General features: G+C 59.2%; 13 protein-coding genes. 9 read left to right on the top strand and 4 right to left on the bottom strand.

Annotated features, from left to right (window positions below; translation table 11 throughout):
* Positions 1-59: 59 nt before the first annotated feature.
* Complete coding sequence (locus FTE24_RS05205) at positions 60-965, bottom strand: LysR family transcriptional regulator (protein ID WP_150228984.1); 906 nt, start codon at positions 963-965, stop codon at positions 60-62.
* Between the two features lie 138 nt (positions 966-1,103).
* Here FTE24_RS05205 and FTE24_RS05200 point away from each other — a divergent pair, with 138 nt between their 5' ends.
* The 3 genes from FTE24_RS05200 (at position 1,104) to FTE24_RS05190 (ending at position 5,910) form a co-directional block, all read left to right on the top strand.
* The gene (locus FTE24_RS05200; RefSeq protein WP_150228987.1) at positions 1,104-2,309 is read left to right on the top strand and encodes an MFS transporter; all 1,206 of its coding nucleotides are present in this window, start codon (positions 1,104-1,106) and stop codon (positions 2,307-2,309) included.
* 73 nt (positions 2,310-2,382) lie between these two features.
* Positions 2,383-3,021, top strand: a complete 639-nt coding sequence (locus tag FTE24_RS05195; RefSeq protein ID WP_150228989.1) for a sugar O-acetyltransferase — start codon at positions 2,383-2,385, stop codon at positions 3,019-3,021.
* A gap of 174 nt (positions 3,022-3,195) precedes the next feature.
* Positions 3,196-5,910, top strand: coding sequence for a glycosyl hydrolase family 95 catalytic domain-containing protein (locus FTE24_RS05190; RefSeq protein ID WP_150228991.1), 2,715 nt, complete (start codon positions 3,196-3,198; stop codon positions 5,908-5,910).
* Between the two features lie 123 nt (positions 5,911-6,033).
* Here FTE24_RS05190 and FTE24_RS05185 read toward each other — a convergent pair whose 3' ends face one another.
* Positions 6,034-6,924 (bottom strand): helix-turn-helix transcriptional regulator, encoded by an 891-nt coding sequence (locus tag FTE24_RS05185; protein WP_150228993.1) that lies wholly within the window; start codon positions 6,922-6,924, stop codon positions 6,034-6,036.
* An 89-nt stretch (positions 6,925-7,013) separates the two neighbouring features.
* Positions 7,014-7,898: a helix-turn-helix domain-containing protein gene (locus FTE24_RS05180; protein WP_160441655.1), complete on the bottom strand. Its 885-nt coding sequence runs from the start codon at positions 7,896-7,898 to the stop codon at positions 7,014-7,016.
* Positions 7,899-8,112: 214 nt separating this feature from the next.
* Between FTE24_RS05180 and FTE24_RS05175 the strand changes: the two genes are divergently transcribed.
* The 5 genes from FTE24_RS05175 to FTE24_RS05155 all read left to right on the top strand — a co-directional run bounded on the left by FTE24_RS05175 (position 8,113) and on the right by FTE24_RS05155 (position 16,175).
* Positions 8,113-9,684, top strand: a complete 1,572-nt coding sequence (locus FTE24_RS05175; protein ID WP_150228997.1) for an extracellular solute-binding protein — start codon at positions 8,113-8,115, stop codon at positions 9,682-9,684.
* Between the two features lie 95 nt (positions 9,685-9,779).
* The gene (locus FTE24_RS05170; RefSeq protein WP_237401642.1) at positions 9,780-10,649 is read left to right on the top strand and encodes an ABC transporter permease; all 870 of its coding nucleotides are present in this window, start codon (positions 9,780-9,782) and stop codon (positions 10,647-10,649) included.
* A gap of 14 nt (positions 10,650-10,663) precedes the next feature.
* Positions 10,664-11,551, top strand: coding sequence for a carbohydrate ABC transporter permease (locus FTE24_RS05165; RefSeq protein ID WP_141449785.1), 888 nt, complete (start codon positions 10,664-10,666; stop codon positions 11,549-11,551).
* 69 nt (positions 11,552-11,620) lie between these two features.
* Positions 11,621-13,585, top strand: coding sequence for a glycoside hydrolase family 127 protein (locus FTE24_RS05160; RefSeq protein ID WP_337190015.1), 1,965 nt, complete (start codon positions 11,621-11,623; stop codon positions 13,583-13,585).
* Positions 13,586-13,625: 40 nt separating this feature from the next.
* On the top strand, positions 13,626-16,175 hold the full coding sequence (locus FTE24_RS05155) for a DUF5695 domain-containing protein (protein WP_150228999.1): 2,550 nt from the start codon (positions 13,626-13,628) through the stop codon (positions 16,173-16,175).
* Between the two features lie 128 nt (positions 16,176-16,303).
* On the opposite strand, the gene FTE24_RS05150 is transcribed toward FTE24_RS05155, so the two are convergent.
* On the bottom strand, positions 16,304-17,176 hold the full coding sequence (locus FTE24_RS05150; RefSeq protein WP_150229001.1) for an AraC family transcriptional regulator: 873 nt from the start codon (positions 17,174-17,176) through the stop codon (positions 16,304-16,306).
* Positions 17,177-17,359: 183 nt separating this feature from the next.
* Between FTE24_RS05150 and FTE24_RS23445 the strand changes: the two genes are divergently transcribed.
* Positions 17,360-23,026: a rhamnogalacturonan lyase family protein gene (locus tag FTE24_RS23445; protein WP_150229003.1), complete on the top strand. Its 5,667-nt coding sequence runs from the start codon at positions 17,360-17,362 to the stop codon at positions 23,024-23,026.
* Positions 23,027-23,264 lie beyond the last annotated feature (238 nt).

Genomic DNA, 23,264 nt, shown 5'->3' with positions numbered 1-23,264 from the left:
CGGTTTGAGGCATCGCGCGGCCGCCCCGGATCAGGCGCCTCGATCTCGCGGCTGCCGCTTCAATCCGCCGGATCATCCCCGGAGAGAGTCCGGCGCAGCGTTTCGAGGAAAAGTTCGGCCGCGGCGGAGAACGTCTGGTGCTTGCGCCAGACGAGGTTCAAGCCGGATTCCAGCGGCGGGGCGAGCGGACGGAAACAAAGAGGGCTTTCGCGCGACGTATTGACGATCCGGTCGAGCGCAAGCGCGCAGCCGATCCCTTCTTCGACCAGAATCGCGGCATTGTAAGCCAGATTGTACGTCGTCACGACGTTCAGTTTGTCGAAGTCTGCGCCGAACCAGGCCGTAAAGCGATTCTCGGAAAAAGTCTGCTTCATCGCCTGCCGGGAACAAATCAGGGGAACGTTCATCAGGTCCGACCGATGAACGTTCTTTTTTGCGGCCAACGGGTTGTCTTTGCGCATGACGACGCCCCACGTATCGGTATCCGGCAGAGGGAGGTAGTGATATTTGGCGACGTCGGCCGGCTGGATCAGCACTCCGAAATCGAGCAGCCCCTGGTCGAGCCGCTCGGTCACGTCGTCTTCGTTACCGCTGTGCAGATGATACCGGATATCCGGATGGTCGGTCCGCAATCGGCCTACAGCGCGCGCGATCCGCTTCATCGCCTGCGTCTCGCCGCCACCGATATGCACGTCTCCGCCGATCGTCTCTTCCATCGAGCCGAATTCCGCTTCCAGCCGGTCGGCCAGCTCGACGATCTCTTCCGCCCTGCGGCGCAGCAGACGGCCTTCGTCCGTAAGACTCAGGCGGCGGCCGCGCGTGAACAGCGGTTTGCCCAACTGCCGCTCCAGGTCTTTGAGCTGCCTCGACAGCGTGGGCTGCGTAAGATGCAGCCGTTCGGCCGCTCCCGTCAGGCTGCCTTCGCGGGCGACCGCCAAAAAGTAACGCAGTACGCGGATTTCCATCTGTGCTCCTCCTTCACGGGTGTTTGTCTTTGTTTACGGTATGCCTGATAGGCATAGTCTACTATCCGATATGAGTATTGGCTATACCTGTACAGCTCGTTAAACTAAAAGTATTCGACAAACAGGAGGAATACGCCTATGCAATCGCATCTACAAGACGGCTCAAAGCGCACGCCGCCGCTCGTCCCTATTCTCATGCTCGGCGTGTTCGGCCTTCTCAATACGGAGATGGGCGTGATCGGCATCCTGCCGATGATCGCGGAGCGGTACGGCGTCAGCATCTCGACCGCCGGCTGGGTCGTCAGCTCGTTCGCGCTGGCCGTGGCCGTATCCGGCCCGGTTCTGCCGCTGCTGCTCTCGCGGATCAATCGCAAGCATCTGATGCTGTTCGTGCTCGGGCTGTTTGTCGCCGGCAATCTGGTCTCGGCGTTCACTTCGAACTTTGCGGTTCTGCTGATCGCCCGGATCGTGCCCGCTTTGTTCCACCCGGTCTACTGCTCGATGGCGTTCAGCGTCGCCGCGGAATCGGTGCCCCGGGAAGAATCGTCCCGGGCGGTCGCCAAAGTGTTCGTCGGCGTATCCGCGGGCATGGTGCTCGGCGTGCCGCTCTCCAGTCTGATCGCGAACACGGCTTCGCTGGCGTACGCGATGCTGTTCTTCGCGGCGGTGACGGCGGTCGCTTTCGTCGCGACACTGCGGTTCGTGCCGTCCATGCCGGTATCCGGCCGCCTCTCCGGCGCGGCGCAGCTGCATGTCTTGAAGCGAAGCGTCATATGGCTGTCGCTGGCCGCGGTGATCGGCATCAACGGCGCGCTGTTTGGCCTGTACAGCTATCTGGCCGAATATTTGGAACTCGTGACGCGGTACGATTGGCGGACGATCAGCGTCATGCTGTTCGTGTACGGCTTGTCCAATATCGCCGGCAATCTGCTGGCGGGTCGTCTGTTGACCGGCAATCCGCGGCGCTTGAGCCGGATTTATCCGCTTGCGCTGAGCGGCGTCTATACCTTGATGCTGCTGTTCGGGCAATCCGGCGTCGTGATGGCGGTCTTGCTCGTGCTGTGGGGCATGCTCGGCGGACTCGGCGGCAATCTGATGCAGTATTGGATCGTGTCCGCGGCGCCGGAAGCGCCCGAATTCGCCAACGGACTGTTTCTCACTTCGGCCAATCTGGGCACGACGTTCGGAACGAGCATATGCGGGCTGCTGCTGGCCGGGATGGACACGCGTTACGTCGTGCTCGGAGGACTGCTGTTCGTCGCATTCGGCATGACGGCGAACGGGCTGCGCATGGCGCAGAACGAGCGCGGAGCGGCATTTCCTTTTTCAAAAAAGATCGGATAAGCTTAGACGGGAGCGCGTAAAGCGCTTGCCGAATCGCCGGTTTACAGGCTCGTTAGAAGAAGGGGTGTTCGGAATGGACATCAGGGAAAAATTGCACAACGGGGATTTGTATTTGCCGGGCGACGAGACGCTGGCCCGGGAACAGGCGCGCTGCATGGAGCGGCTGTACGATTACAACCACACGCGTCCGCTGGAACAGGAACGGCGCACGGCACTGCTGCAAGAAATGTTCGCCGAGATCGGGGAGAACTGCTACATCGAACCGCCGCTGCGCGCGAATTGGGCCGGCAAGCATGTTCATTTCGGCACAGGGGTCTATGCGAACTTCAATCTGACGCTCGTGGACGATACGCATATCCATGTCGGCGATTATACGATGTTCGGGCCCAACGTCGTCGTCGCGACCGCCGGGCATCCGATCCTGCCGGAGCTGCGGGAACAAGCGTATCAGTACAATGCTCCCGTACGCATCGGCCGCAACTGCTGGATCGGCGCGGGCGCCATCCTGCTTCCGGGCGTCACTATCGGCGACAACGCCGTGATCGGAGCGGGCAGCGTCGTCACGAAGGACATTCCCGCGAACGTCGTCGCCGTAGGCAATCCGTGCCACGTGCTGCGCGAGATCAACGAGCGGGATCGGGCCTATTATTTCAAAAATCGCCTGATCGAATCCGAACCCGAATCCAAATCCGAACCCGAATCGAGAAAGTAGCCGAATCGCAAAAGCAGCCCAATCTCTTGGCCGACCGTCCGGGCTCGACCTGTCCGATTACGACGTGCGGCCTGCGCAGCTTGTCGCCGCCGGCGATTCCCGGTAACGCTTCCCACCGCTATACTGAAGGCGTGACGGAACACGATCATTCAGGTTGAATCGGGAGGTGCAAGCATGGGCGAAGCAAGCGCAGGAGCCGGATTGTACGAAAAAGGCAACCATACCGCGACCTACGCGGAACTGCCGTTGCCGGATACAGGCCGGGCGTGGCGGGAAGGCATGGTCAGCGGCAACGGCGAGAACGGCTATGTCACGTCGGGCGCGCCTTACGCGGACACGTTTATTTTTCAACATATGGCTTTTAATTATCCGTCGGCGCATCCGCGGGAGATTCCGGCGGAGCTGACCGGGCAGCTGGGCGAAGCGCGGGAAAATGTGTTTCGGCAAAACGCGGCGTGGACGATCAAGTTCCCGGACGGCACGAAGCGGGAGCGGACTTTTCTGTACGCCTATCATCCGGGGCATCAGCTTCGGCTGAACGCCGATCGCCGGGGAGAACTGTCCGGTTACGTCAGATGGACGAACCATGAGACGGCCGAGACCGGCGTGCGTTATACGGACGAAGACGGGGAGTGGACGCGGACGTCGTTCACGTCCCGCGTCGACAACGTCTCGATTACGCGGATTCAATCGTCCTCGACCGGGGCCAAAGTCAATCTGATGCTGTCGATCGACGACATCTCGCATATGTGCAAAGCGCGGGACGATCTGTCGGAAGTGTCGGCGCTGCGTTACAAGAAGCTTGCAGGCCCGGAGGCCGATTATCTTGCCCAGGTCGTGCACTATCCGGCTTATCCGGGCAGCGAACTGAGCCGCGGCGGGTATGCCGGGCTGACGCGGGTCGTTACGGTAGGCGGCAGCCGGAAAGCGATCCTGCTGGAACACACGAACGAAGCGCTGAACGTGGGCGCGGCGCCCAATCCCGCGATCCGGGTAACCGGTGCAGACGCCGTCTATCTCATTACGCAGTGCGACCGGACGTTCGAACTTGGACGCATGGAAGACTTCGCCGCGGATACGGCGTATCGCCTCGTGGATCGTCTGGCCGAATCCACGCAGGCGGTCGCCGCCGAATACGGCAGCGCCCCGGCCGGCTTCGATTACGGCCGGGCGCTGGCCGCGCATGTCCGGCTGCATGCGGCCGAATTCAACGCGGTCCGCTTCGCGCTCCACGAAGGCGAAGCGCTTCAAGGCGCGGACAACGCGGCGCTGATCGGTGCGCAGCGGAACTCTCCGGAGCGGATACTTCCGGCCTTGATCCGCCGGCTGTACGATCAGGGGCGGTACGCGCTGATCTGCTGCGGGGGGATCAACGCGCCGCGGCTGTGCGGCTTGTGGACCGGCGAATGGAATCCCGGCTGGCGGGGCATCCATACGCTGGACGCCAACGTCAATTTGCAGGTGTCCCCGATGAATACCGGGCATCTGACGCATGCGCCGCTCGGGTATATCGCTTTTTTCCTGAGAAACGCGCCCGACTTCGCGGACAATGCGCGGATGGCGTACGGCATGCACGATGCGCTGCAGGTGTCGGTCAACTCGGACGGGGACCGCGCCATGCACGTGGAATACGACAACGATTATCCGTTCCAATACTGGAATGCCGGAGCGAGCTGGTGCCTGCTGCCGATCTACGAATATTGGCAGTGCTTCGGCAATAGGCGTATTCCGATCACGGAGCGGATGAATATGGGAGCGCTGCGATCGGTGCTGAACGTGGCGGACGGAGAGCGGAGCGAAGCCGAATGGAACGCGCTGCTTCGGGGCGGGGAGCTGGATCTGGAGACGGATATCCTGCTGCCGCTGCTGACCCGGCAGAGTCATTTCTGGGAGCAGCTGTGCACGCCGGAATATTTCACGGATACGTCGGGCCGGTCGCGGCACGAACCCGGCAAGACCGCGCTTGCGCCCGGCGAGACCTACATGCTCCTTCCGGCGTATTCGCCGGAAAACGCGCCGCTCGGCTATACGAGCACGCTGACGGCCAACGCGACGATGGACATTTCGGCGGCGCGCGACGGGCTGCATATGACGATCGGCATGGAAAAAGCGGTCCGGCGCCCGGGGTACGAATCCGCCGTGCGGCGCTGGGAAGAGCTGCTTGCGAAGCTGCCGGATTACCGGTTCGACGTCTCCGGCGCGCTGCGCGAATGGGCGATGGAAGAGTATGCCGAGAATAACGATCATCGGCATCTGAGCCATCTGTACCCGGCCTGGCCGGCGTACGAGGCGCAGAGCGATCGCCGACTGGCCGAAGCGTGCCGGATCGCGGTCTCGAACCGGGACCGGTTCAATACCGGCGACGCGACGGCGGGGCACGGCTGGATGCACAAAGCGCTCGTCTACGCCCGGCTCAAGAACGGCGCGGGCGTCGCCGCTTCGCTGCTGCCGATGATCGCGGGCGACGGATGCTACTCGTCTCTTATGACGGATCACGATACGAACCGCCGCTGCGACACGTACTGCACCGATACGCTGCTTGGTACGGTCGGCGCGATCAACGAAGCGCTGCTGTTCTCGAACAGCGGCGAGATCGAGATCCTGCCGGCACTGCCGCCGGACTGGAACGAAGGCCGCGTGGAAGGGCTGATGGCCCGCACCCGGGTCGAGGTCGCGGTGCTGGAGTGGAACCTGGCGGCCGGCCGGGCCAGCGTGGCGTTGAAGTCGCTCGTCGACGGCAACGTCGTCCGGCTGACGTCGGGCCGCGCCTGGACGGCGGCCCGCGTGGACGGCCGATCGGCCGACGCCGCTTCGGGCGGGGCGGAACCCGGTCTGTCGCTGACGCTTGCGGCCGAGGCGGAGATTACCGTCGAGTTCGTGCTCTCCTGACGGGACATCCCGGACGTCCCGGACGGCTCCGACGGTCCCTACGGACCTGAAGCCTGGACGCGTTTTCGCCCTAACGGATACGCTCTCGCCTTACCGGGAGCGTTCTCACCCTGACGGATGATCTCAGCGTTCTGCCTGCCGGCGTTCGCGGTATTCGCCCGCCGATATTCCGGTCGCTTTTTTGAAAAACGTGCAAAAGCTTTCCAACGTGGCAAATCCGACGCGCCCGGCGATCCGACCGATCGGGAGCGTCGTCGTCACAAGCAGGCTGCAGGCCGCGCTGAGGCGCGCCTGCCGCTTTTTTTGCGTAAAAGACAATCCGTAATGCTGCTTGAGCGTACGCTCGGTCTGCCGGATACCGAGCCCTAGCGTCTGCGCCAGACCGGGCAGCGTCAGCGTGTCGGAAGCGGACAGGAAGCTGTGCTCGATCAGCACGAGCCGTTTGTCGTCCAGCGTTTTCTGCGGCGCGGCGTGAGCGGACAGCGGGTTGCGCGCGTAATTGCGAACTGTGGCGATTACGATTTGCTCGACGAGGCTGCGGATCGACATGTAATACCCGATCGATTGCAGGTCCGCTTCGCGCGACAGCCGTTCGAATAAGTCCGACAGCTGCTGCGTATCCGTGCCGTGCCAGAACGACGTCCGCAGAAAAAGCTCCGCGATCGCCGACGAATCGGGATCGGCGTGTTCGCCGGCCGACAGCGCTTCGAAGCAGATGCAGTATTCGCGCATCGGATCGCCGGGGTCGGGAATCTGTTCGTGCACGATATCGGGACCGGTCATGTACAGCGTATGCGGCCCGATCGGATAACGGATTCCGTCCGCGATCAGCTGTCCGCGTCCGGCCGGCACGTAATGCAGTTCGTAACTTTTGCTGCTGTGCGCATGGGCGGGCATCGACTGCAAAAAAGTGCCGGAGCGGATATACAGCACGTTCAGCCGCAGTCCGCCGATCGCAGCGTGCATCTGCATATGTTCGACGTCAAGAGCGGGCAGGGACGGGGGGAAGGTCATCGGTTCAGCTCCTCGGTTCGGGAATGGGCAACGATCAGGGTAGGCATGACGCGGGTTCGCCGCGTCGGGCCTGCCCTTTTGGGCATGGCCTAGACATGTTTGGCGTATTTCTTGCGGTAGTTGAGCGGAGAGACGCTTTCCCTTTTCCGGAACGCATTGGAGAAAGTGGACAGTTCCATGCCCACTTCCTCGGCAATTTTCTCGATGGAATAACCGGTATTCAGCAGCATCTTTTTGGCGATGTTCAAGCGGTGTTCCATCAGGTATTCCAGCGGTGTCACGCCGAACTGCTTGCGCATGCAGCGGGCGATATAGTTCGGATGAAAATTGAACGTTTCCTGGAGCAGCCCGTTGTTGATCGGTTGGTTGAAGCGTTCGTGCAAAAAGCGCTGCACTTTCTCCGCCACGCGGATCGACGTGAGATCCTGTTCCAGCGACTGCTCGCAATCCATCGCCTGCAGCAGCTGCTGGAACACGGTCTGCTGCGCCCACGCCGCGATCGCGCGCGGTTCGTCCTGCAGGCGCAGCAGTTCCCGCATGAGAGACAGTCCCTTGTCGGACAGCCGGAACCGTTTGGGCAGCGAGATCGGATTGATATAGCTCGCATAGATGCCGTGAATGGAATGCTTGCTCTTCATATCCTGCTGCCGAAGCAGATATTCGCCCATGCTCTGATGTTCGGCCCAGATCCCTACCGTATTAAAATGGATCCACATGATTTCGGTGGGGGTCTCGCAGCCTTCCGCCCCGTAATGGTACAGGTCCGGCCGAAGAATGATCCCTTCGTGTTCCCCGAGCCGCCACCGATTCTCTTCCTCGCCGATATGCAGGCTGCCCGTCGCGACGACGATGATGTCGAAGATTCCGATCGCGTGACGATGGATATGCCGTTCTCCGGCCGCGTACGGCTGATTGCCGCACCCGACGAAATACGGAATCGGAGGAGACATAAAATTAAGTACGGCGTTTTCCAAAATCTTCGTCCTCCTTTGTGTGAAATTCAAAAAAACAGGTTGTAAACAGCCATAGTGTATAGCGCTTTCATTCATTATACTACAGGTAATCACACAAGTTAATCGCTTTCATTCAGCTTTTCGAGAAGCGATAACCCGATAATCGATGGATTGAAAAACAAAAAAAGCCAGTGCTAAGCAAGCTTGCAGAAAAAGAAAAAGGGAGGGTTTCACGATGAGATCCGGCAAAAAAATTCCATTGGCCATGAGCAGCGTCGTTCTGCTCGCTATTCTGGCCAGCTGCTCCGACGGAGGCGACAAAGCGGACACAAGCACAAGCGCGACAGAGCTCGAAGCGTGGGTCAGCAACGAAAAAGTGACAAGCGACGCGTACCTGTTCAGCGAAATCGAAAAAGAGTTCGGCGTGAACATCAACGTCAAAATGCGGGGCGTAGGCGCCCAGGATTATGTGGACAAACTTAACGTTCAGATTTCAAGCGGCGAGATTCCGGATTGGATCAACGATTACGCCGTCAACGTAGGGTTGTTCGACAAATACGTCGAGCAGGGTATCCTGGCCGAAGTCCCGGTCGAGATGATCAAGGCGAACATGCCGAATTACATGGCCTGGGTAGACAAATACAAAGAGATCTTCAAGGGAGATCCGTTTGCCCTGTTCGAACGGAACGGCAAAAACTACACGATTCCGACCGCGAACCCGGATCTGACCAAATTTCTCGTCATGTACTACCGCCAAGACTGGCTGGACGCGGTCGGCATCAAGAAAACGCCGGAGTCGCTGGCCGAGATGGAAGAAGCGCTCGTCAAATTCCGCAACGACGACCCGGACGGCAACGGACAAAAAGATACGTACGGCTACCTGGGCATCCAGAAAGATCCGATGTGGGCGTTCAGCCCGATCTACGGCGCTTACGGCATGTACCCGGGCCTTTGGACAGAGAAGGAAGGCCGAATCGCCCGTGACGAAATCGATCCGAAGATGAAAGAGGTCCTGACGCTTCTGAACGACTGGTACAACAAAGACCTGATCGATCCGGAATGGGTCGCGCTGGACTTCGATCAGGCCCGCAACAAAATTATCAGTTCCAAGGTGGGCGCCACCTGGCAGAACATCAACGCCGGACAGGAAGGGACAGGCTGGTATGCCCCGATCAAAGACGTGGCGCCGAAAGCGTCGTGGGCGCTGTCGCCGGGGCCGACAGGGCCAAACGGAGATCACGGCATCATGCACTTCAATCCGATTGCGGGCATGGGCATCATGTTCGGCAAGCAGCTGGAGAAAAATCCGGAGAAAATGAAAAAATATTTACAGATCTTCGACAAGGTGAACAACGACATCACCTGGCTGGAAAAACGCTCGTACGGCGAAGAAGGCAAAACGTTCAAAAAAGAAAACGGCGGATACACCTGGCTGCCGCCATATGACAAAGCGGACGAGAGACAAAAGCTCGGCTTGGGCGAAGCCCGCTTCCCGACGCTGGAACCGCCGTTCCTCGACGTGGACAAAGAAAACGAGCTGCTGCCGACGGCCAAAGACCGGGAATACAAAATCAAAGCCCAGACGATTGCGACAGGCAAATACGATTTGTTGACTCCGTTCTCGAAGCCCGAATACGACAAAGTGTCGACGAAACTGACGGATTTGACGACCAAGGCGTATACCGATTTTATTACGGGCAAACGCCCGATATCCGAATTCGACGCTTACGTGGCGGAGTGGAAAAAGCTGGGCGGCGATCAAGCGATGGAAGAAGCGCAGCAAATTTACGACAAAGTGTACAAATAAAGCGTACCGACAGGGAGCGCAGGCTCCCTTTCTTTTTCCAAACATGAAGGGGGAACGGAACGGTGAACAAGAAACGGTATGGAACCTATCTTCCTTTGTACTTGTTGCTCCTTCCCGGGATCGTCTATTTTGTTATTTTCTGTTATGCGCCCATGTACGGCATTTTGATCGCGTTCAAGGACTACAGAATGATGGACGGTATCCTGGGCAGTCCCTGGGTCGGATTCGAGCAGTTCAGGGAACTTTTCTCCGATCCTTATTTCTACACGGTATTTAAAAATACGCTGATTATCAGCTTCCTGAAACTGTTTCTCGGGTTTCCGGTTCCGATCCTGTTCGCCGTGCTGCTGAACGAAGTTCGTCAGTTGGCGTTCAAGAAATTCGTTCAGACGGCTTCGTACTTGCCGCATTTCATTTCCTGGATCGCGCTTGCTGGCATTATGGAGAGCCTGCTCTCGCTGGAAGGCACGGTCAATGCGATCCTCGGCCTGTTCGGATTCGAGAAGGTGATTTTCATGGCGGAACCGGACTACTTCCGGGCAATCCTCGTCCTTTCCGACATCTGGAAAAACTTCGGCTGGGGAGCGGTCATTTATTTCGCCGCCATCGCCGGAATCGACAACAGCCTGTACGAAGCGTCCGCGATCGACGGCGCTACCCGCCTGCAGCGCATTATCTATATCACGCTGCCGAGCATTGCCAACATTATCGTGATCATGCTGATCCTGTCCATGGCCGGCATTCTGGACGCCGGGTTTGACCAGATCTTCAATTTGTACAACTCGTCGGTCATGGACGTCTCGGACATTATCGATACGTATGTGTACCGCGTCGGCATACAGGACCTCGATTACAGCCGTTCCACCGCGGTCGGCATTTTCAAATCCGTCATCGCGCTGATCCTGATCCTGTTCACGAACTGGCTGGCCAAGCGATTGAACAAAGATCACAACACCTTGTGGTAGGAAGGAGGAGCCTCATGGACAAATCGAACTCTTTGGGCGACCGTATTTTCCATATTTTCAATTACGCTTTTATGAGTTTCCTGCTGATCGTCACGTTGTTCCCGTTCTGGAATCAGGTCTTGATCTCGCTCAGTTCCCGCGAATTTCTGTACACGGTCGGAACGCTCTGGTATCCGAAAAGTCTGAATTTCGACAGTTACATCGCGATTTTTCATTTTGACGCTTTCTGGCGCGGCTACTGGAACACGATTACCCGGACGGTACTTGGGGTCGTACTGAGCCTGCTGTTCACTTCGATTACGGCGTATCCGTTATCCAAAGCCAAACTGCCGTTCAACAAGACGATTACGCTGTTCGTGTTATTCCCCCTGCTGTTCAGCGGCGGGTTGATCCCGACGTACATGCTGATCAAAAGTCTGGGACTGATGAATTCGATCTGGGCGCTCGTCCTTCCCGGCCTGATCGCTCCGGTAAACGTCTTCATCATCCGCAACTATTTCCGTTCGCTGCCGGCGGAACTGGAAGAGTCGGCCGTCATCGACGGCGCGAGCCACCTCAAAATTTTCTTCCGCATCGTGCTGCCGCTGTCCGTACCCATCCTCGCCACGATCGCGCTCTGGGTCGGCGTCGCACATTGGCTGGCGTGGTACGACGCTTTCCTGTACATGTCGGATACGACCAAATGGGTCTTGCAGCTCGTGATCCGCCGCATCCTGATCGAGAACAGGCCGCAGGAAGCGATGAGCGCCGCGACGCAGGTGTTCGGCGATGCCGAAGCCGTCGATATCCGGCAGTTGGAAGCGGCCGTCGTCATGGTGTCGATCCTCCCCATGCTGCTCGTCTATCCGTTCCTGCAAAAGTTTTTCGTCAAAGGTCTGCTGCACGGCGCGGTCAAAGGTTGATCGTCGCCCTAGCTGGATCATGGATACCGATACGATACACCGATCCGATACACTCTGGAGGGATTTATTTTGAACCATACGTTGTCTTCATCCCGCATGCTGCCTCTGGCCGATGTCCATATTCGCGACCCGTTCTGGTCGGCCTATGTCGACCTCGTTCGCGGCGTCGTCGTTCCGTACCAGTGGGAAGCGCTGAATGACCGTATTCCGAACGCCGAGCCAAGCCGTGCGATTCAGAACTTCAAGATCGCCGCCGGCCTTGCGGAAGGCGAATTCTACGGCATGGTATTTCAGGACAGCGACGTCGCCAAATGGCTGGAAGCCGTCGCCTACCTGCTGACGACGCAGCGGGACAACGAACTCGAAGCTATCGCGGACGGCGTCGTCGACCTTATTGCGCAGGCCCAGCATGAAGACGGTTACCTGAATACGTATTATACGTTAAAAGAACCCGGCAAACGGTGGACGAACTTGACGGAGTGCCACGAATTGTACTGCGCGGGCCATCTGATCGAAGCCGGCGTCGCTTATTTCCAGTCGACCGGCAAACGCAAAATACTCGAAGTCGTCTGCAAATTCGCGGATTATATCGACGAGGTGTTCGGCTCGGCTCCCGGCAAGCTTCAGGGCTATGACGGGCATCAGGAGATCAAGCTTGCGCTTATGCGGCTGTACGACGCGACCGGCAGCGAGAAGTATATGCGCCTATGCCGATTTTTCGTCGAAGAAAGAGGACGGCAGCAGAACCCGCACTTCTACGATGCCGAACTGGAGCAAAGAGACGGATCGACGCATTTCGGCCGCTGGGTGATCGACGACAAGACGTACAGCCAGGCCCACAAGCCGATTCGCGAGCAGGATCAAGCGGTCGGTCATGCGGTGCGGTTCGTCTATATGTGCACCGGTATGGCGCATCTGGCCGCGGCGACCGGCGACGTCAAGCTGCTCGAAGACTGCAAAAGACTGTGGGACAACATGGAACGCAAGCAGATGTACATTACCGGCGGCATCGGTTCCCAGAGCCACGGCGAAGCGTTCAGCATGGATTACGACCTGCCCAACGATACGGTCTATGCCGAGACGTGCGCGTCGATCGGGTTGATCTTCTTCGCGCAGCGGATGCTGATGCTGCAGCCGCAGGGTCGTTACGCGGACGCGATGGAGCGGGCTTTGTACAACACCGTAATCAGCGGCATGTCGATGGACGGAAAAAGCTTTTTCTACGTCAATCCGCTTGAGGTTCATCCCAAAGCGTGCTGCGCGAACCATAAATACCATCACGTGAAGACGGTTCGGCAGGGCTGGTTCGGCTGCGCGTGCTGCCCGCCGAACGTAGCCCGCCTGCTCGCTTCGCTCGGCCAATATATCTACACCGTGCAGGACCATACGGTGTACGCGAATCTGTATATCAGCGGCGAATCGAAGCTGGAACTCGGCGGTCAGGCGTTCGTGCTGCATCAGCAGTCCAACTATCCGTGGGACGGCGATATCCGCTTCACGGTCGAGGCGGAGACGCCTGTCACGTTCGAACTGGCGCTGCGGATCCCGAATTGGTGCGAACATCCGGCGCTCTCGATCAACGGCGTCAAGGTGCCGCTCGATGGCCGGATTCACGCCGGTTACGTCAAGCTGGAGCGGGAATGGCAAGCGGGCGATAGCGTCGAGCTTGCGCTGCCGATGACGGTCGCGCGCATGAAAGGCCACCCTCTCGTTCGGCAGACGGCCGGCAAAACGGCGCTGCAGCGCGGCCCGCTCGTCTACTGTCTGGAGGAAGCGGACAATGGCGCGGATCTGCATCAGGTTCTGCTGTCTCCGCAAGCGGCGTTCGAAGTCAAGGAAGACGATACGTCGTTTGGCCGCATCCCGTTCATTACGGCCGCAGGTCTCAAACGGGATCCCGGTAGCTGGGGCGAAGAGCTGTACAGACGCGATGCGGCGCAGCAAGAAGTGGAGACGCAGCTGAAATTTATCCCGTATTTCGCCTGGGCGAACCGCGGCGAAGGCGAGATGCGCGTATGGGTCGACGAGAAGTAAGCGAAGCAGAAGCACGATCGCAGGGAGAGGAGCACGGCTTATGAAATCGGACGGTCCGCTGTCAGAACACGGTATCACGCTGGAAAATGAGACTTTCGTCGCCAAATTCGATACCGGCCGGGGAGGATTTATTTCTCTTCGCTGCCGGGAAGACCGGCAGTCGACCGAATATTTGCTTGATCCTGCCGAATTCCCGGAGATGGACATTCCGGACGCGAAATGGTTCGGCCATATCGTCACCCGATACCGCATCGGGAATAGGGAATGGACGGCGGGAAATACCGCTCCTTCGTCGGATATCCGCACGGTTCGGCAGCGCGGGAACGCCGTGAACGTGACTTATAAGGGCGATTCGGTGCATGCGGACGGTATCCGGCATTTCGATCTGGAGACGGATTTTCGTCTGGAAGACGACGGGTTGTATTGGACGATCGGATTGACCAACCGCTCGGAGCATACGCTTGAATTCGATTCGATCGGCGTTCCGCTGCTGTTCAATCAGATCTTCAGGAACGATTCCGTCTACAAATACGAACAGAACGTGCTGCGCCATACTTTTATTAGCGAAGAAGGGTCGTACGTGTACTGGGCGAGGTCAAGCGGCAAGCCGCCGTTTCTCGTCATGCTGACCCGCGACGGGACGGGTCTTGAAAGCACGGAGAGAGACGACCGGAACAATCTCAAAGCGGAACCCGGCACGGGCAGCCCGTTCGGTCCGTACACCTCGTTCGACGAAAGCTGGGAGGGCCTGGTCACCGCGGTGTTGCAAGGAAGCCGCGCGTTGATCCTGCCTCCGGGGAACCGCTTGACTTACAGGTTCAAACTCGCCTGGGCGCAAAGCTTCGCGGATATCGGCCGCCTCGCCCATGAGAGCGGACAGATCGATATCGAGGTGCTGCCGGGATTGGTCGTGCCGCGCGACGATCAGGCGGTCGTCCTGCTTCGTTCCACGAAGACGATTCATGCCGTGACGGCGTCCGTTCCCGAACTGACGGATATTCGGGACGAAGGCGAGCAGGCAGGCGGATACCGCCTGTACCGCATTCGCTTTCATCATCTCGGCGAGAATGACGTGACGATCCATTACGGGGACGGAGAGCGGAGCGTGCTGCACTTTTTTGCGATCGACACGCTGGAGCGTTTGATTACCGGGCATGCGGCCTTTATCGCGGAGCACCAGTACGAGACGAATCCGGGCGATCCGTGTTATCACGGCCTGCTCATGTGGGACATGACGATGAAGAGCCGGATCAACTCGACCTGCAATCCGTTCGGCGACGACTGGTGGGCGGGCGGAAGCGACGAGATCGGACTCGTCAGCGGCTTGTTCCTGTCGGAGAAAAACGTCTATCGCCCGGACGAAGCGCAGCTGCGCATTCTGGAAGCCTATCTGTCCGATTTCGTCGAAGAGCGCTTGACGGAGCAGCCGGGATACCGGGTGCACCGCATGGTGCCGTGGCATACGATGTTCGAGCCGTGGGAAGGCCACGGCGCCGACGACGTCTGGCGGGCGTTCAATTACGTACATGTAATCAACACGTACTTCAATATGTACCGCATTCAGGAACGGTTCGGCTATACGCATCTGAGAACGGCCGAAGATTATCTGCGCCAGGCGTTCTTGTATACGCAGGCGATGTTCCGGTTCTGGATGTTTCCGGACGGCGTCGGCGCGACCGAATACGGCAATATGGGGGAGTCGACGATTCCGCTGTATCTCGCCGACGCGCTGGCTGGCAAAGGCATGACCGAAGAAGCGGAATGGGTCCGGGAGACGGCGGCTTCCAAAGCTTCTTTCTTCACAAAATCGGCTTACCCGTTCGGTTCGGAAATGGCTTACGATTCCACGGCGTACGAAGCGGTCTACGGCTATGCCAAAAGCGCCGGAGACACGCAGACGATGGAAAAAGCGGTGCAGGCGTCGTTCGCCAACCGGGGCCATCAGCCGGATTGGCGCTTTTACAACACCGACCTTCGTCAACAGGGCGAAACGTATTGGAACGTCAGCTATATGACGCATCTGGGCGGCTGGGTGCTGTACGATTACGCCCTGAACGAAGGCCGCGCGGATTACGAACTGATCAAATCGGCGTATGCGTCGTACCTGGCAGGATGGTCTCTGATCAATTCCGGACAGTGGAACGACGACCCGGAGACGATCGGAAGTTCGTGCTGGGTGCTGCATACGGGCTGGGCGAACACGAAGGAGATCAGGCCCGGGCAGGTCCCGTTGATCAAAAACGCGTGGCAGATGTCCGGCGAGAGCAGCCTCGGCTATTTTATGGCACTCAAAATGGCGGCTTCGGTCGTAATCGATCACCCGATCCTTGGCATCTACGGCTTCGGGTGCGATGTCCAGACGAACGAGCGGGAATGGGTTATCCGTCCGCGAGACGGCGTGAACGTGCGTATCCACGACACCGTCCACGCCTGGAGCCTAGAGACGGAGCGCGGCCATATTACGGAGCTGCGGGTCGATCCGTATACCCGGACGCTGTACGTCCGGATTGAAGAGCTAGGCCAGGGTCTGTCCGACACGGACGTCAAAGTCGTATCGCGGGAGACTTGGCGGGTTATCCTCGCGAAATGACGGTTATGCTTGATGCGCGAGATTGAACGTAGGCCAGGCCGGAATTTGAGAAGATAGAAAACGGAATTTGAAGATGGAAAAAGAGTCCGAAGACGCGGCTGCGACGCGTGTTCCGGACTCTTTTTGCGTTATTCGTAATAAATGGCGTCGTAAGGAAACTCCAGCGTGTTCAGGCGATATTCCGTCGGGGACATGGACATATACTGCTTGAACACTTTGCCAAAATAGCTCGGGCTCTCGAAGCCGCACTGCCGCCCGATCCGCGAGATCGGCAGTTCGGTCGTGCGCAGCAGCTTGAGCGCCGCTTCGATCCGCCTGTTTTTGAGATACGCAAGCGGCGAGATCCGTTCGGAGCGCTGGAACAGGCGGCACAGATAATGTTTGTTCAGGTCGCAGTGCTCGGCGAGCAGGTCCAGCGTGACCGGCGACGCGTAATGTTCCCGCATGAACGTCTTGCACTTCTCGATCGTCGTGATCGCGACGACGCCGATCTCGTTCTCCGCTTCGCGGCTTGTCTGTACCAGCGTCAGCATCCACTGATACGCCTGCACGGACAAGCGGTACTTGTCCGTCACGTTCTCCCGATTGATCAGGCCGATGATGTCCCACAGCTGCCGGATCAGGGGCGAGTCCGCGCCGCGCTTGATCACATGTCCTTCCCGCTCGATAATCAGGCTCCAGATTCGGCTTGCTTCTTCGCCCCGGATATTGATCCATACGAATTCCCACGGTTCGGTGCTGTCTGCCTTGTAGTAATAACAATGCGGATCGGACACTTGCACGACGAGCGCGTGTCCCTTCGGCAGCGGCAGTACCTGATCTGCGATGTCCACATAACCCTGACCGCTGAGCGTGTATTGAAAAACGACATGACCGTAGTCCGGCCTGGCGTCGCTCGAACAGCGGTAATTGGCGCGCGAGATGTTCTGCCAACCTACGGAATCGACGGTCATGATCGACAAATCGTCGCTGCGAAAAGCATAAGAGACCGTATTTTTCATCTTCTCATCTCCCGTAAAAAGTCAATTTTGTTAGAGTGGAAGTCTTATTTTTAAGATTGTGCGGCTTTTTAGACCCTTGTAGAATAAATGTAAACGCTATCAAAAAAGGAGGCGTACTGACCGAATCGCAGATTTTTTGTCCGAACCAAAAAAATATTTTCACAAACAGGAGGTCTTTATTTGATGAATCGTACCCAACGTGCCGTCCGGAAATCCGTAATCGCCGCGTTTCTTGCTTTACTGATGGTCGTGACGATCGCTGTTCCGGCCGCGCCTGCGCGCGCCGAAAGTGCAGCTTCGCCTGCGGCCCGCCAAGCGGAATATCTCGACCGGGGGCTCGTCGCGGTGCTCACGGACGAAGGCGTGTTTCTAAGCTGGAGGTATTTGCATACGGATTCCGATGAGATCGCTTTCAATATATATAAAAACGGAATCAAAGTAAACGCGGCTCCGATCGGCGGCGCGACGAACTATGTCGATCCGACCGGCTTCGACAGTTCGCAGTATCAGCTCTCGACCGTGACCGCGGGCCGTGAAGAGATGCAGCCGGAAGTCGCGTCGGTCTGGCACGACGACTACCTGCCGATCCCGCTGGACAAGCCGGCGGACGGGCGAACGAAAGACGGCGGCACCTATACGTATTATGCGGGCGATGCGTCCGTCGCGGATCTGGACGGCGACGGCGAATACGAGATCGTCTTTTTGTGGAGCCCGAGCAACGCCAAAGACAATTCGCAAGCCGGTTATACCGGTAACGTATATATCGACGCGGTCAAGCTCGACGGCACGAAGCTGTGGCGGATCGATCTGGGCGTCAATATCCGGGCCGGCGCCCACTACACCCAACTGATGGTGTACGATCTGGACGGAAACGGCAAAGCCGAAGTCGTGGTGAAAACAGCGGACGGCACGGTGGACGGGCAGGGCACGGTTATCGGCGACGCGTCCAAAGATTACCGCAACGACGGCGGGTATATCCTGTCGGGGCCGGAGTTCCTCACGCTGTTCGACGGCGAGAGCGGAGCGGCCGTCTCGACGGTGGCGTACGATCCGCCCCGGGGGAATGTCGGCGACTGGGGCGACGGGTACGGCAACCGGGTAGACCGCTTCCTCGGCGGCATCGCTTACCTGGACGGCTCCAAGCCGAGTGTCATTATGAGCCGCGGCTATTATACGCGCACGGTCGTGGCCGCTTACGATTACGTCGGCGGGCAGCTTGTGCGGCGCTGGACGTTCGATACGAACGAAGCCGGTAAAGCGTACGAATCGCAGGGCAACCATAACCTGAGCGTGCTGGACGCCGACGGAGACGGCAAAGACGAGATCATGTTCGGCGCGCTTGCGATCGACGACGACGGCACGCTGCTGTACAGCACCGGGCTCGGCCACGGCGACGCGATTCATGCGGGCAAGCTTGACCCGAACCGCGCAGGCTATCAGGTCATGAGCGTGCATGAGCACACGACGGCCGCTTACGGCCTCGAAATGCGCGACGCCGGCACGGGCGAGATTCTCTGGGGCGAATACACGGGGCGGGATACCGGACGCGGGATGTCGGCGGATATCGATCCGAATTATCCGGGCTATGAATCGTGGGCCACGACGATTACGGACGGCCAAAGCGTTCCGGTCACGAGCACGTATTCGGCGGCGGGAGAAGCCGTCTATACGCCGGAACAGTCGCCGAAAAGCGCGAACTTCGCAATCTGGTGGGACGGCGACCTGCAGCGCGAACTGCTGGACCACGAATGGAACGCGGCCGCGGCCCAAGGCACCCCGCTCGTCTACAAGTGGGACCCCGCCGGCAAAAAGCTGAACGAAATCTTTCGCGCAAACGGCGCGCTGACGAACAACCATACCAAAGGCAATCCGGCGCTTCAGGCGGATCTGCTGGGCGATTGGCGCGAAGAGATTCTGGTGCGCAGCGCGGACAGTTCGGAATACCGCCTGTATACGACGACGATCCCGAGCGAATACCGAATCCCGGCGCTGATGCAGGACCCGGTCTATCGGCTCGGGGTGGCGTGGCAGAACGTCGCGTATAACCAGCCGCCGCACCCGGGCTTTTATATCGGCGCGGAAGCTACCGAATTCCCCAAAGCCAATCTGGCGCTGACCGGCGGAAGTCCTGCGACGGAACCGGTCTACCGGTTCGACTTCGGCACGGATGCCGCACCAGGCCATACGGGCGTGCAGGATACGCTCTATAGCGGGCAGCAGGGATACGGCTTCACGGAGACCGGCGGCTTGCGCGTAGGCGCGCATCACGTGTCCGCCGCGGCCGGTGCGACGTTTGCGGTAGATCTGCCGAACGCCAATTATAAGGTGACGTTGACGCTTGGCAGCGACGAGCGCGATTCGAACGTCGGCGTGAAATCGGAATTCGTGCAGAAGCTGGCGCAGACTTCGGTCGCGGCGGGCGAACCGCTGAGCTATGCGTACGACGCGGCGCTGGTGGACGGCCGGCTTGAATTTGTCTTCACCGGCTCGGCGATCGATATTCAGGAACTTGAGATCGAGCGGTATCCGGAAAAAGAAGCCGGAGCCGCCGCCACGATCTATATGGCCGGCGATTCGACGATGCAGGCGTACAGCGAATCACAGGCGCCTCAAGCCGGTTGGGGCCAGGCTTTTGGCCGCTACTTCGCAAACGGCGCCGTAGTCGCAAACGAAGCGATCGGCGGGCGCAGCAGCAAATCGTTTCTGGTCGACGGGCGGCTCGATCGAATCTTGAATCGTATCAAGCCGGGCGATTATGTCTTCGTGTCGTTCGGGCATAACGACGCCAGCGCCGGCATTCCGGACCGCTACGCGTCGCCGGCGGATTACAAGACTTACCTGGCCCGCTACGTCAACGGGGCCAAGCAGCGCGGCGCGACTCCGGTGCTGCTTACGCCGGTAGGACGCCGGGACTTCAATCCGGCGACGCAGACGTTTAACGTCAGCTTCCCGGAATACGTGCAGGCCGCCAGGGAAGCCGCGCAGCAGCTCGATGTGCCGCTGATCGACCTCAGCGCGCTCAGCCTTGCGTATTATAATTCGATCGGCAATGCGGCGGCGGAAAAATTGTTCCTGTATGCCAATCCGGGCGAATATCCGAAATATCCGAACGGAGTCGGCGACAATACGCACTTCAGCGGCTACGGAGCGCAGCAAATCGCCGGCCTGGTCGCGAACGCGGTCAAAGATCTGAATCTCGGCCTGTCCCCGCTGGTCATCGACCCGGATCTCGAACAACCGGAGCCGGAGCCGCAAGCGCAGCTGTATGAAGAAGATTTCGAAGGCGATCCGGCCGCCGCCCGGTACGCGCTGGTCAATGCGGCCGGATTCGGCGGCACCATGGCAGGCACCGTGACAGAGCAAGCCGGCGGCAAAGTGCTGTCTTTGAGCGGCAGCGGTTCCGGCCATCGGGCCAAAACGTTCCGCTTGTTCGATGCCGTGAACGGCGACAAGGTGCAGGTACAGTTCGATTGGAACTCCGGCAGCGTGGGCGCCTCCCCGTCGGAAGGCCATCTGACGCTGCAGGATGCCAATGACAATGCGCTGATTACGCTGGTGTCCAAAACTAGCGCCGACAAGCTGCATTACTTCGTCGGTCCGTATGCGGCGGATTACGGCACGGGCACGACGGCGATTCCCGGCGGCGGCGTCGCCACGACGATTCCGAAAAACGACTGGGTCCGCGTGGACGCCGCGATCAACTTCGCGAACCGTACAATGGATCTGACGCTGCGCAGCCTGAGCGACCCGTCGGTGACGCAGACGGTCGAAGGTCTTGCGCTCAGCCCGGCCGCTTATGCCGACAACGTCCGCTCGATCCGTTTCCTCGGCACGAGAAAAAGCGGTTCCGGGACGCTGAATTGGACGACGGCGATCGACAACGTACGGATCGAAGGCACGCAGCTGCCGCCGCAGACCGGCAGCAAGGAAGCGCTCATGAAGCTGCATGCAGAGCTGCAGGCGCTTGATCTGTCGCCGTATACCGCCGCTTCCCAAGCGGTGCTCCGCCGCGCTTTGGCGGCTGCGCAAGAGATACTGGATACGGCCGCCGCGACGCAGGCGCAAGTCGACCATGCCCGCCATACGCTGCAGGTCGCCAAAGATTCGCTCACCCGCGAAGAGAGCGCGCCGGTTAGCGGCTACCGGTTTGACTTCGGCTCCGGCGAAGCGGCGGAAGGGTACACGCAAGTTCAGGCCGCGCATGCCTATATCGAAGGCAACGGGTACGGCTTTGCCGATACGGCGCTGACCGAAGACGGCAATAGGGCAGCGGGCGACGCGCTGACGGGAGACTTCGTCCGGGTTAACGGCACTTCGTTTCGGGTCGAATTGGAGCCGGCCAATTACCGGGTATCGATGACGGTCGGCGACGCCGAAGAAGCGACGGGCGCAAGCGTCATCGCCGAGCAGATGCCCAAGCTGCCGCTGACGGCGATCCCGGCAGGTGAGTTCCGGGACATCACGTATGACGTGGCGCTGATCGACGGCGTATTCGATTTCGAATTTGCCGGCCATGCGCCGAAGATCAACGCGCTGACGATCGAACGGCTGCCGGATCAAGGATCGGCGGATCAGCCGACGATCTATCTGGCCAGCGATTCGACCGTCGCCCCTTACGCGGACAGCTACCGCCCGCAGGCGGGATGGGGCGAGACGCTGGGCCAATCCTTCGATCCGCAGAAAGTGAAGATCGACAACCGGGCCGTCGGCGGCCTCAGCAGCAAGACGTTCCTCGTCGGCGGACACCTGAACGAGCTGCTGCTGGACGTACGCGCCGGCGATTATCTGTTCATGCAGTGGTCGCATAACGACTCCACGCCGTCCCGGCCGGAACGTTATGTGACGCCGGAACAGTTCAAAGTCTACCTGAACACGTATATCGACGGCGCAAGGCAGCGCGGAGCGACGCCGGTGCTCGTGACGCCGGTGAACCGGCGCGACTATACCGGCGACGTACTGAACAAAAGTTTTCCGGAATATGTGCAGGCGATGACCGAAGTCGCCGGGGAGACCGATACGCTGCTCGTCGATCTCAATCAGGCGAGTTGGGACTATTTCCGCGAACTCGGCCCCGAAGGGACCAAAAGCTTGTTCATGTGGGTCGGAACGAAAGAAGACAATACGCATCTGCAAATGGACGGCGCGATTCAAGTATCCAGACTTGTAGCGGGTCTGGTCAAAGACCTGAACATTCCGCTGTCGGCTGCCGTGACGCTGGGCGACGAGCCGGTCGAAGAACCGGGCGAAGAACCCGCGGAGACGCCGGCCGGTGTGCCGGGAACGCCGGTGCTGTCCGACGATAACGGTCACGACACCGGCCTGAAGGACGGCGATTACGCGGTCACGATGAATCTGTGGTGGGGCGTCAACGGAAGTTCGTTCAAGCTGTACGAAGACGGGAAATTGATCGAAGAGCGGAAGCTTGCCGAACAGTCGCCGGCCGCGCAGTCGGTGCGGATCGATATCGCCGGCAAGCCGAACGGCACGTACGTCTACACCGGCGAGCTGGTCAACGCGGCGGGAAGCACGGCAAGCGCGCCGCTGACCGTGACGGTTACGGATGCCAATCCGGCGCAGGCCGTTTTGTCGCACGATAATTGGGATGAGAACGGAAGCTACCGTATCGATATGAATCTGTGGTGGGGGACCCAGGCTTCGGAGTATGAGTTGTACGAGAACGGCGTTCTCATAGACAAGCAGACGCTGCAAGGCAAGACGCCAGGCGCGCAGTCGGCGATGACCGAGATTGCCGATCGGGCGCCGGGCATTTACGAATACGAAGGCGTGCTGATCAACGACGCCGGAGAGACCCGGACAGCGAAGATCACGGTGACGGTATCCGGCAGTTAGCGCATGGCTTCGGGGTTCCGGAAAATCGAAGCCGCCTATAGACGATCTTCAACCCGTCTATGCTTCGACCCGTCCGCTCTTTAACCCGCTCAGTCTTCAACCCGTCGATTCGGTTCTGCCGAATCGGTGGGTTTTTCGATTTAGACATTCACTTCCGGCAAGAAAGAGAGTACTATTTAGAAAGTAAATGGATATTCAGGACGTAACATTCATGTTTATAAAGAAAATTCCTCAAGGG

The organism is Saccharibacillus sp. WB 17 (genome assembly GCF_008634075.2).
Lineage (GTDB): Bacteria > Bacillota > Bacilli > Paenibacillales > Paenibacillaceae > Saccharibacillus > Saccharibacillus brassicae.
The sequence above is the reverse complement of the archived record's forward strand: the minus strand, read 5'-3'. Positions and strand labels throughout refer to the sequence as shown.